Genomic DNA, 11,524 nt, shown 5'->3' with positions numbered 1-11,524 from the left:
TAGGTGAACGAATGTGAGGTAGTTCGGTAGGAAGTGGGTAAAATTCGGCGGTGTAAAAGTAAGTGAAATAAACTTTATTATAGAGAAAAAGGTTAATTTATAAATAAAATAATCAGGTATATGTCCGAACCCGTTGAAATTGTAGAAGTCAGGCAGCTGACCGCTGAAGACTATCTGGATCTTAAAGAATCTATGGTTTCTGCTTACGCAGATATGGAAGGAAGTTATTGGAGAGAACCCACCATTCGCCGGTTGATCAGTCTTTTTCCCGAAGGACAGATAGCCGTAACGGTGAACGGAAGAGTGGTTGGTTGCGCTTTGTCTATTATCGTAGACTATGAAAAATTTGGAGATACCCATACCTACGAACAGATAACCGGTTACTATACTTTTAATACCCATAATCCCAAAGGGGATGTCCTGTACGGGATAGAGGTTTTCGTACGCCCCGATTTCAGGGGTAAACGGCTGGCCCGCCGCCTGTACGACGCCCGGAAAGTGCTCTGTGAGCAGCTAAACCTGCAGGGTATTGTTGCCGGCGGCCGTATTCCCAATTACGAAAAGTACTCGGATAAGATGTCGGTCAGGGAATATATAGAGAAAGTGCAGGACCGGGAGATCTATGACCCGACACTCACTTTCCAGTTTGCCAACGATTTTACCGTGAAAAAGATCCTGAGGAATTACCTGCCTAACGACGAGGCATCCAAAGGCTTTGCTACCTTATTGCAGTGGTTTAATATTTATTACGAAAAAGACCAGGACACCATCCGTTACAATAAAAGCACTGTTCGTATCGGACTGGTTCAGTGGCAGATGCGGGATTACGGGAATATAGACGGGTTCCTCCAGCAGGTCGAGTTCTTCATAGACGCAGTAAGCGACTATGGGTCCGACTTCGTGGTATTCCCTGAACTTTTCAATTCGCCGCTGATGAGCGAATTTAACCAGATGGACCCCGCCGGGGCGATCCGTGGGCTGGCAAAACATACGGAGTACCTGAGAGAGGAGATCCAGAAATATGCTGTTGCCTATAATGTAAACGTCATTGCGGGCAGTATGCCGATCGTAAGGGATGAAAGCCTGCACAACATCAGTTACCTGTGCCGCCGGGATGGTACCTACGAAGAATATATTAAAATCCATCCGACCCCGGGCGAGGTGCTGGCCTGGGGAATGAAAGGCGGAGACACCATTAAGGTATTTGACACCGACTGCGGGAAGATCGGTATCCAGATCTGTTATGATGTAGAATTTCCGGAGCCTAGCCGCATCCTGGCAGAGCAGGGGATGCAGATCCTGTTTGTTCCGTTCATGACCGATACCCAGCATGCTTATAACCGGGTAAGGTTTTGCGCGCAGGCGAGAGCGGTAGAAAACGAATGTTATGTAGCGATCGCCGGCTCTATCGGTAACCTCCCCAAGGTAAATAATATGGATTTGCAGTATGCACAATCTTGTGTATTTACCCCATCAGATTTCAACTTCCCGGTAACTGGCGTAAAGGCAGAATCCACACCTAACACTGAAATGGTCGTAATCGCAGATGTAGACTTGGTTTTATTGAAAGAGCTGCATGCATTTGGCAGTGTACAAACACTAAAAGATATACGTTCGGATCTTTACCAGGTAGTAAAAAAGTAAAGTATTAATTATTTGATATTAAGCATATTACGCCTACTTAACAAACCTGTTGCTTTAATAGTAAACAACCTGTTAATGAAGAAATAAGGGGGTAAATAGTAATATATTCTTCAATTAATACTTTAATTAGATTACATAAATAGTTGTTTTTCAATAAGAAATAGTAATTAATAATTACCGTTTTCTATTTAAAGCAAAATTTTAGGTAGAGATAATTTCGTCTATCATAAAAAAATATTACAATCATAAAAAAATTAAATTGGTAAAAGCTAATTATCTATTTTTCCGGTTCAATTAAAAGCGCGAAAGACCCATATGAGATACGATGCAGTTTTGGATGATAACTCGAAGCTTGTTACTCACCTGTCAATTGTTTTGACCCTGATCTTTGCCGTACGACAATTATCTGATGTATCAGGTCACCCCCTTAGTACAACTGCCTTATTGTTCATTTTGATCCCGGTACTGGCAGTTGCCTGGTGCCTCAGTCCCCGTTATTACCAGATAACCGAAACTGCCATCCTGATCAAACGTCCTTTGTTCAGCATTACTATTGGACTGGCGGATGTAGTGAGATTAAAAAGTGTGACGGAGGAAGACCTGGGAAGCAGTTCCCGGCTGATGGCGTTCGGAGGAATATTTGGTTACCTGGGTACTTACTGGTCCAGCGAAATAGGGAAGTACCAGGGTTGGTGCACCAACCGGGCTAACCTGGTGTTGATTGAATCGGCCAACCAGAAATGGCTGATAAGCCCTTCGGCTTCTGAAGAATTTGTAAAACAGGTTAACAGCCGGATCAACATACCAACTTTTTCTACCCAGGAGTAATTCCCGGGCAGAAAAAGCGGTTGTTGTTTTATTATTTAGTTAATGGAAGAAGAGATAACAGAGGAAGATGGCGCAGATCATACCACAGAAATCGGCTATCAGACCTGCTGCCAGGGCATAGCGGGTATGTTTGATGTTAACAGACCCAAAATACACAGCCAGTACATAGAACGTAGTTTCAGTAGTTCCCTGTATCACGCTGGCCAGTTTGCCCACAAAAGAATCCACTCCATGAGTTTTTAAAATATCCACCATCAACGCCCTGGCTCCGCCGCCGCTAAGGGGCTTCATGAACGCTACCGGTAATGCCGGTACGAAATCAGTATTGAATCCCAGCCAGGCAAAGAAGTAGCCGATCGCATTTACCACGTAGTCCAGGCACCCGGTTGTCCTGAACACGCTGATAGCTACCAACATGCCCACCAGGTAAGGAATGATCCGTACCGCTACCTGGAATCCTTCTTTAGCCCCCTCGATAAAAGCGTCGTATACATTTATCTTTTTTATCATCCCTGCAACCAGGAACGCTATAATAATGACAAATATAACCGCGCCGCCAAGGGAAGCTGTTTTAGGCCCGATCTCGTCGGCCGGCAAATGTTTTACCCAGAACCATAGCCCGGCTACAACAGCTGCAAAAGTAGCGAGGAATACCAGCACCGGTAATTTAAAAAGGTTGATACGCTGGTAGGCGGCCACGGTGAACATACCTATAATAAAGGCGATGAAAGTAGAGATAAGGGTCGGGATAAAGATATCGGCCGGGTTGGCCGCTCCCGCCGCTAAACGAATGGCGATAACGGAAGTAGGTATCAGCACCACGCCCGCTGTGTTCAATACCAGGAACATGATCTGCGGGTTGCTGGCTTCCTCCGGTTTAGGATTGATCTCCTGCAGCTCCTTCATAGCTTTCAGCCCCAAGGGAGTAGCCGCATTATCCAGCCCCAGCATAGTTGCGCTGAAGTTCATCATCATCGATCCCATTGCCGGATGCCCTTTAGGCACGTCGGGGAACAGTTTGGAAAAGAAGGGATTCACGAAACGGGAAAACCGGTTTATCATCCCCGCTACTTCCCCTATACGCATTATTCCCAGCCACAACGTCATAATACCCACCAGGCCCAGGGAGATCTCCGCCCCGGTCTTTGCACTGGCGAACATCCCGTTCATGATGTCGCCAAATACACTGGTATCATGTAAAACGATCGATTTAAATACTGCTACAACAAAAGCTATAAGAAAAAATCCTAGCCAAACGTAGTTTAACGCCATTATTAGATTATTGGTTTATATCAACAAATAAACTAAAATAAACCTATCTTTGCGCAAATTTTTAGAAATGGCTTTGCAAGTTGGAATTGTAGGATTGCCGAACGTAGGAAAATCGACTTTATTTAATGCGGTGAGCAACAGCGCTAAAGCGCAAGCCAGCAACTACCGCTTCTGTACTATAGAACCAAATGTTGGTCAGGTAGATGTACCAGACGAAAGATTACAGAAACTGGCAGACCTGGTAAAACCAGACCGCATCGTACCTACAACTATTGAGTTTGTAGACATTGCCGGATTGGTAAAAGGCGCCAGCAAAGGAGAAGGTTTGGGAAACAAGTTCCTGGCCAATATCCGTGAAGTAGACGCCATCGTACACGTGATCCGCTGCTTCGAAGATGATAACATCCTCCGCGAAGAAGGAGCTATCAACCCGGTTGGTGATAAAGAAATTATCGATACCGAACTGCAGTTGAAAGACCTGGAAAGCGTGGAACGCAAAGTTGCCCGCACCGAAAAGATGGCCAAAACAGGCGGCGACGCAAAAGCAAAAGCCGAGTTCGAAGTACTGAAAAGATGCCAGGAACACCTCGAAAAAGGCCGTAATATCAGGGAATTGGGTTTAAGCAAAGAAGAAAGGGTAGCCATCGCTGACCTCTTCCTGCTCACAGAAAAACCTGTGCTTTATGTAGCCAATGTCGACGAAGCCTCTATCCATACAGGAAATAAATTCTCTGAAGCGCTGAAAGAATCCGTAAAAGCCGAAAACGCTGAAGTGATCATCATGAACAACAGTATCGAAGCGCAGATCTCCGAAATGGAAGACCCGGCCGATAAAGAACTGTTCCTCGGCGAATACGGTTTATCTGAACCCGGCCTGAACAGGTTGATCCGCTCCGCCTACAACCTGCTGAGCCTCATCACTTATTTCACTGCCGGCGTACAGGAAGTGAGGGCATGGACCATTCACAAAGGCTGGAAAGCGCCGCAAGCCGCCAGCGTGATCCACACCGACTTTGAAAAAGGTTTCATCAAAGCGGAAGTGATCGCGTACGACGATTACGTAAAATATGGTTCCGAAGCTGCCGCCAGGGATAACGGACGACTGAGAATTGAAGGTAAAGAGTATATCGTTGCAGATGGGGATGTAATGCACTTCCGTTTCAACGTATAATCATAAACGTTTTAAAGCAAAAGGCTGTCTCTACCCGGTAGAGACAGCCTTTTGCTTTTCTTACGAACCCGTTGTTATAAGTTGTAGCCCAGGGATATATACCATTGGGAACCCATGGTAGGGTTGCCCCAGGACTGTATTACTTTCTTGTTCAGGATATTCACCCCTCCTAATTTTACAGTAGTTTTTGCCTTAGGAAAGAATTTGCTTACCATAGCGTCGAGCGTTCCGAATGCAGGGATCTCGCTCAGGGCAAGCGCGTTTACTTTTGGCCCCACAAACGACGACTGCCAGATGAATGACTGCTGCCATTTCCATAATATGTTGAACGCAAAATTGGAATTCGCAATGTTCCTATTTCCGAAATTCAGGCTGTAACGCACTTTTGGCGTATTGTACATCGCCAGGAAAGAACCCAGGCTGCTGGCGTTACTCAACTCGTTATACGAGATGTTGCCCCCGGCAGTAAAGTTGGCAGGCAGGCTGTAATCGACGCCCAGCGCCCAACCCCAGGATTTAACGGTTTCCGTTGCACTGACAGGGATAGAGTAGATGTCAGGATTTGACGGATCGGCGGTTGGTTTTACCAGTACCTGCGTACCATTCATATTTTTGAAATCATTTTTATAGATATACGCATCTATCAGCAATCGCTGGGCAATCAGAGCCTTGTAACCGATCTCGTAGGCCTGTATCCGTTCAGGCAGGAATTCCCTGAAAGTATATTGCTCCGGATGGCCGGCCAGGTACGACTGCAACGTATATACAGGCCCGTTATTCAGGCCATAACGTTCACGCAGGAACGGCAAACCGCCCAGCAGATGGGCCTGGGGCGTTACGAGGTCGATGTACTGGTCCTGGTTATGCGGGATCCTGAAACCAGTTTGGTAAGAAATGCGGATATTATGCGTATTCAGGAAGGTATAAACGGCCGATAAACGGGGGCTGAACTGTCCCTTGAAGTTCATGTTCTTGTCGTAACGGATAGATCCTGTCAGTTTCAGATGCTCATCCGCTACTTTCTTCATTACCTGTAAATATCCTCCGTATTCGTTGATCCGGAATTCGTTGCCGTTGTCATCTACCGCAAAAAGCGTCTTTTCAGAGTTAAGCGCATACCGGCGGTAGTTACCGCCAACTAATATTTCGGCAAAGTGGATCAGTTTATGGAAGTTATACATAAACTCGGCCTGGTACAGGTTAGTTTTATCCGTGAACTTGGCGCCAACGCCGGAAGCGTCTCCCGGTATGGCTTTGTTCTTTACCTTTTCTGCCGCTGCATCAAATTCAGGGGTGCCGGGCAACAACCTGCCTGTTTCAGCTTTGGCGCGGGCGGCCGATGTGTAACCGCCACGGCTCGCATCCAGCTTCGCTTTGGCTGCTGCCATGGCTTCATCAGGGGTTTTGCCGCTTTGAAGCGCGGCGCCGTAAGTGTTGGCAAAATCCAGGATCGCCAACCCGGCATAGGTGCTGAAATATTCCGGGAACCATTGCGTTCTGCTAGGCTTCCATGCCTCGTTGATGCCGGCTGCCAGCGTTCCGCCTGCATAGCTGTCGCCCGATCTCTCCTGGGTCGTATATAAACGAACATAGAAGTCAGGGCTTTTGATCTCCGCTTTATACTGCCCCATGTTAAAATTCCGGAGCGAATACCTGTCGGCCCCTGTATATACCGTAGTACCGTAACCGTAGCTTCCCTGGATGAGCGCTTCCAGGTCTTCCTTTATTTTATAATGGAGCGCTCCATTCAGTTTCAGGTTCTTTGTATTGTAATCCACTACGTCCGCTTCATTATAGCCTGTCCTGGTTACGTCCATATTTGGAATGGCAGCCCCGAGGATCTGCGCTGGCGTGACGAGGTTATTCAGCTTGGCGGCTACCGCCTGCAGCTGCTGGCTGAGTGCCGAAGCGGGGTTGGCTGCCTGGAGGGCCAGGGAGCTGTAGATGTTTGCAGAGTTCTCATCTCCATATATATTCACCCCATTATATCCCTCGTTATTAGCCCTGGTGCCGTCGGCCAGGGTATGGCCATTGGCGAGGCTCTGATCGCGGTGATCGTAGGCCTGCCAGTCCTTAGCCTGCAGGTAACCGATATTGAGCTTGAATGCAAACCTGTTATTAAAAGCCTGGGCATACCTGACAGATACATCGTAAAAGCCCGTGGTAGCGGTTGTACGGCCGTTATCGTTCAGTATACCGGTTTTAACCTGTGCGCTTAGTCCCTGGTATTGGAAAGGATTTTTGCTGTTCATCAGTACAATGCCATTGAGGGCGTTGGGGCCATAGAGGGCGGATGCGGCGCCTGGCAGCAACTCTACGTTATCCAGGTCCAGTTCGGGGATACCAACCATGTTGCCTACGGAGAAGTTAAGGCCGGGGGCCTGGTTGTCCATACCGTCGTTCAACTGGAGTACACGGGTATTACCGTTGCTGTTAAACCCGCGGGTGTTGACAGATTTAAAGGTCAGGCTTTGAGCGCTCATTTCCACGCCTTTCAGGTTGCCCAGCGCATCATAGAAAGAGGGAGCCGGAGATGCTTTAAGGGCCCGGCTGTCTAGTTTTTCGATAGAAACAGGCGATTGTAGGATACTTTCCTGGATACGGCTGGCGGCAACAACTACTTCCTGGCCCAGTACTTCGGTTGGGGTTAGTTCAATTTGCAGATCTGTGGAAGCTGAGGAGAGGGTTCTTTCTTCCGTTTTGTAACCAACATAGGAAAAAACAAGGGTCAACGGGAATGTTTGCACCGTTTTTAGCTGGAAACTTCCGTTGTTATTCGAAACAGTTCCTGCCCTTCCTCCCTTGATTGCTACAGTTACGCCTGCCATGGCATTTCCCGAGCTTTTGTCACGTATGGCGCCGGAGAGGGTTACATTGGTTTGTGCGAATGTTATGCTGCAGGCGCATAATAAAAACAACACAACGCCTAAACCTCGTTTAAAGAGCTTGTTTTTCATACACAGTGGAGTTTGGGTTTAGATTTCGGTTCTAACTAAATATAACTAGTTTTTCCGATATCTGAACTCACTGTTGAAAAACATTTGCGTTATATTTTTAATGATCCCACGACTTCAATATCTGCCCGATCTTCTCGAATTCTATCAGGAAACCATCGTGTCCATAGCTCGAGTCGATCTCGTGGTAGGTCGCGTTGGGAAGGAAGGTGGCCATGAACTGTTGTTCTTCCGGCGGGCAAAGAATATCGCTGCTGATACCTATCAGTAAAGCGGGTTGTTTGATATGGGAAAGGGTAGTGGTAATCTTTTCATGTCGGCCCCGGGCAATGTTGTGACTGTCCATTGCTTTGGTCAACAACCAGTACGATTGTGCATTAAACCGTTTTACGAGTTTCTCGCCCTGGTAGTTGATATAGGAAGAAGCCCTGAAGTTATCTGTCTTCTCTTTATCCGGGTCGGTCTGGGCCTGTACGAAGGTCCGGTAATTCCGGTAGGTGAGCATGCCTATGGCCCTTGCAGCTTTCAAACCTTTGCTTCCGGCATCGGGAGCGGGGTTTTGCCAGGTTTCATCTGCTTCGATGGCCAGGCGTTGCGCGGTATGGATGGCAATGCCCCAGGCGCTTTCTGCGGCGCCTGTACATAAGAGGAACAGGCGTTCAATTACCTCGGGCGCTATCAATGCCCATTCCAGTACCTGGTAGCCGCCCATAGAGCCGCCTATCAGCAAATGAATGCGTTGGATCTGCAAGTGCCGGCGTAACAGTTCATGCGCCTGTACAATGTCCCGGATGGTAATGGTAGGAAAGGTCCTGTACCAGGGTTCGCCGGTTGCCGGGTTAATGGTTTGCGGACCGCTGGTTCCATAGCAGGAGCCAAGTACGTTGGCGCAAACAATGAAATGCCGGGCAGGGTCTATCACTTTGCCATGTCCGATCAGGCCTGTCCACCAATCGGCAACATCGCTGTTAGCCGTCAGGGCATGGCATACCCATACTACATTGCTGCCATCCTCGTTCATGGAGCCGTACGTATGATACGCTATCTGTAATGATGGTAATACCTCTCCGGACTCTAACCGAAATGCTTCTTTACTGTGAAATACCTTTGCCGACAATGCTATGTTAAATTTGCGCAAAACTACAATATCAGAATTAAAATTCATCTACCGGGCATGAAATATTGATTTACAGGTATCCATGGCTATTAATTAGAAATTGGTCTTCTTTTAAATTATCTTTGTTTTTCAGAAACTCAAAAAATCATGAAGATAGCATTACAAAGAGTAGACGACGGATTTAATATGGAAGCAGTAGATGAAGGCGGCCACAAAGTATTGATGGACTCATCTCTGGAAAACGGCGGTAAGAACAATGGTGTAAGGCCTATGCAAATGGTGATAATGGGATTGGGAGGCTGTTCCGCCATCGATGTATTAATGATCCTGAAAAAACAAAGGCAGGAAGTAACAGATTTTAGAATCGAGATCGAAGCCGAAAGAGAAAAGGGTAAAGAACCTTCTCTCTGGGAAACTGCGCACATTGTTTTTCATATCTCTGGTAACGTAGATGCGGATAAAGCTGCACGTGCCGTAGAACTCTCTATGAACAAGTACTGTTCAGTAGCAGAAACCCTGCGTCAGGGTAATACCAAACTGACCTGGGAAGTGAAATTGAATGCCTAACAGCTTTAATTACCATATCCAATGAGCAAAGAAAGCAACAGAAAATATTCCCCTGAAACCAATGCGGTCAGAATTCAGGTGCCGAAGACGGACGAAATGGAACATACTTCACCTATGTTCCTTACTTCCAGCTTTTGTTTTGATAACGCGGAAGAAATGCGCGCAACATTTGCAGACGAAACGGATTTCAATATATACAGCCGTTTCAGCAACCCGAATGTTGATGAATTGATCCGCAAGATGTGTGCGCTGGAAGGCGCCGAAGCAGGCCATGCAACCGCTTCTGGCATGAGCGCTATCTTCGCCAGCTTCATGGCCCTCATGAAAGCCGGCGACCACCTGTTGTCTGCCAGCTCTATTTTTGGATCTACACATACCGTTATTTCCAAGTTCCTGCCTAAATACGGCATAGAAGCTACTTACTTCGATATCAATGATCCCAATGGTATAGAGGCTTTGATCAAGCCCAATACTAAAATGATCTTTGTTGAAACCCCTTCCAATCCGGGCCTCGAAATCATTGACCTGGCATTGTTGGGAGAAATAGCTAACAAACATAACCTGATACTGAACGTTGATAACTGCTTTGCCAGTCCCGTACTGCAACGCCCTATTGAATTCGGCGCTCACCTGGTAACCACTTCCGCTACCAAATGGATAGATGGCCAGGGTCGTGTACTCGGCGGCGTAGTAGTGGGTAAAAAAGAATTGATCAAAGAAATCCATGCCTTCTGCAGGAGTACAGGTCCGGCATTATCCCCATTCAACGCATGGGTGCTCAGTAAAAGCCTGGAAACCCTGCATGTAAGAATGGAAAGACATAGCGGAAGCGCGCTGAAACTCGCTACCGCCCTGGAAGGTAACCGTCACCTCTCTTTCGTTCGCTATCCCTTCCTGCCCAGCCATCCCCAATACGCTGTTGCAACCAAACAGATGTCGGGCGGCGGCGGACTGGTTTGCTTTGAACTGAAAGGCGGATTGCAACAGGGAGTAAGGTTCCTGGATTCGCTGGAACTCCTCTCATTAACCGCCAACCTGGGCGACAGCCGCAGCATCGCTTCGCACCCGGCCAGCACTACCCACGCCAAACTGACCGAAGAAGAACGACTAAAGGTAGGCATCACCCCAGGACTGATCCGTATCTCCGTTGGTCTCGAAAACGTGAACGACATCCTGGAAGACATACTCCAGGCCCTGGACCACAGCGCTTAAAGGTTCACGCAAAGGCGCAAAGAAGCAAAGCCCGCAAAGGATTTTTTCACGCAAAGAAGCAAAGGAGCAAAGCTCGCAAAGGATTTTTTTAAGGGAAATAAGAAAAGCAAAGGGAGTGAAGATTGTTATATAACACATTCTTCACTCCCTTTGCTTTTCTTAAAACTCGCTTCGGTCAAATTCCTTTGCCCCCTTACTCCCCTTACCAAAAATCCTTTGCGGGCTTTGCTTCTTTGCGCCTTTGCGTGAAAAAAAAATCCTTTGCGTTCTTTGCCTCCTTTGCGCCTTTGCGTGAAAAATTCGTGAAATTGTTTAACTTCCGGATATGAAAACGAAGACCTTCGCTCACTTCCTGCTTATTTTGATACTGGCGTATGTTGCCGGCATGGTGATGCCTTGGTGGAGTACCGCCCTGGTTGCCTTCCTGGTTACGATACTGATACCGTTAACGCCGGGTAAGGCATTCAGCAGCGCTTTTATAGCGATCTTTTTACTGTGGTTGGCGCTGGCGTTTTACATGGATGTACGGAATGATCATATCCTGGCAAACAGGATGAGTGAAATGATCCTGAAAGTGCGTAGCGCGCCGCTGATAGGAGTAGTAAGTTCGCTGATCGGCGGACTGGTAGCGGGGTTTGCATCATTGACCGCCGCCTACCTGAGAGCGCCCCGGAAAGTAGCCTAGACTTCTTATCTTGGCTGTTAAAATTCTCCTAAACCAATTTTGCATCTATTCGCCGCAGGAATTAAGCCCTTAGA

The 11,524-nt window shown here is 47.4% G+C and carries 9 protein-coding genes; 6 read left to right on the top strand and 3 right to left on the bottom strand.

The genetic code is table 11. The features are described from left to right. Nucleotides 1-120 precede the first annotated feature (120 nt). Nucleotides 121-1,644, top strand: coding sequence for a bifunctional GNAT family N-acetyltransferase/carbon-nitrogen hydrolase family protein (locus BLV62_RS12495; protein ID WP_089762092.1), 1,524 nt, complete (start codon nt 121-123; stop codon nt 1,642-1,644). 315 nt (nt 1,645-1,959) lie between these two features. Further along, on the top strand, nt 1,960-2,472 hold the full coding sequence (locus tag BLV62_RS12490) for a PH domain-containing protein (RefSeq protein ID WP_089762090.1): 513 nt from the start codon (nt 1,960-1,962) through the stop codon (nt 2,470-2,472). Nucleotides 2,473-2,511: 39 nt separating this feature from the next. Here BLV62_RS12490 and BLV62_RS12485 read toward each other — a convergent pair whose 3' ends face one another. Then, a complete protein-coding gene (locus BLV62_RS12485) occupies nt 2,512-3,744 on the bottom strand; it encodes a nucleoside recognition domain-containing protein (protein ID WP_089762089.1) in 1,233 nt (410 codons plus the stop codon). Between the two features lie 67 nt (nt 3,745-3,811). Between BLV62_RS12485 and ychF the strand changes: the two genes are divergently transcribed. Next, nucleotides 3,812-4,915, top strand: a complete 1,104-nt coding sequence (gene ychF / locus BLV62_RS12480; RefSeq protein ID WP_089762087.1) for a redox-regulated ATPase YchF — start codon at nt 3,812-3,814, stop codon at nt 4,913-4,915. 74 nt (nt 4,916-4,989) lie between these two features. On the opposite strand, the gene BLV62_RS12475 is transcribed toward ychF, so the two are convergent. Together BLV62_RS12475 and metX are read right to left on the bottom strand one after the other, a co-directional pair. Beyond that, nucleotides 4,990-7,872 carry a TonB-dependent receptor gene (locus BLV62_RS12475; protein ID WP_089762085.1) on the bottom strand — a complete coding sequence of 961 codons (2,883 nt, stop codon included), beginning with the start codon at nt 7,870-7,872 and terminating at the stop codon, nt 4,990-4,992. Nucleotides 7,873-7,969: 97 nt separating this feature from the next. Then, entirely contained in the window at nt 7,970-9,007 is a 1,038-nt protein-coding gene (gene metX / locus BLV62_RS12470) for a homoserine O-acetyltransferase MetX (RefSeq protein WP_225889529.1), read from the bottom strand. 126 nt (nt 9,008-9,133) lie between these two features. On the opposite strand from metX, the gene BLV62_RS12465 reads away from it, so the two are divergent. The 3 genes from BLV62_RS12465 to BLV62_RS12455 all read left to right on the top strand — a co-directional run bounded on the left by BLV62_RS12465 (nt 9,134) and on the right by BLV62_RS12455 (nt 11,450). Next, the gene (locus tag BLV62_RS12465; RefSeq protein ID WP_089762081.1) at nt 9,134-9,553 is read left to right on the top strand and encodes an OsmC family protein; all 420 of its coding nucleotides are present in this window, start codon (nt 9,134-9,136) and stop codon (nt 9,551-9,553) included. A 21-nt stretch (nt 9,554-9,574) separates the two neighbouring features. Next, a complete protein-coding gene (locus BLV62_RS12460) occupies nt 9,575-10,765 on the top strand; it encodes a trans-sulfuration enzyme family protein (RefSeq protein WP_089762079.1) in 1,191 nt (396 codons plus the stop codon). A 325-nt stretch (nt 10,766-11,090) separates the two neighbouring features. Beyond that, nucleotides 11,091-11,450 carry a hypothetical protein gene (locus BLV62_RS12455; RefSeq protein ID WP_089762076.1) on the top strand — a complete coding sequence of 120 codons (360 nt, stop codon included), beginning with the start codon at nt 11,091-11,093 and terminating at the stop codon, nt 11,448-11,450. The last annotated feature ends 74 nt before the right edge of the window (nt 11,451-11,524 follow it).

This window comes from Chitinophaga terrae (ex Kim and Jung 2007) (assembly GCF_900107795.1).
Lineage (GTDB): Bacteria > Bacteroidota > Bacteroidia > Chitinophagales > Chitinophagaceae > Chitinophaga > Chitinophaga terrae.
The sequence above is the reverse complement of the archived record's forward strand: the minus strand, read 5'-3'. Positions and strand labels throughout refer to the sequence as shown.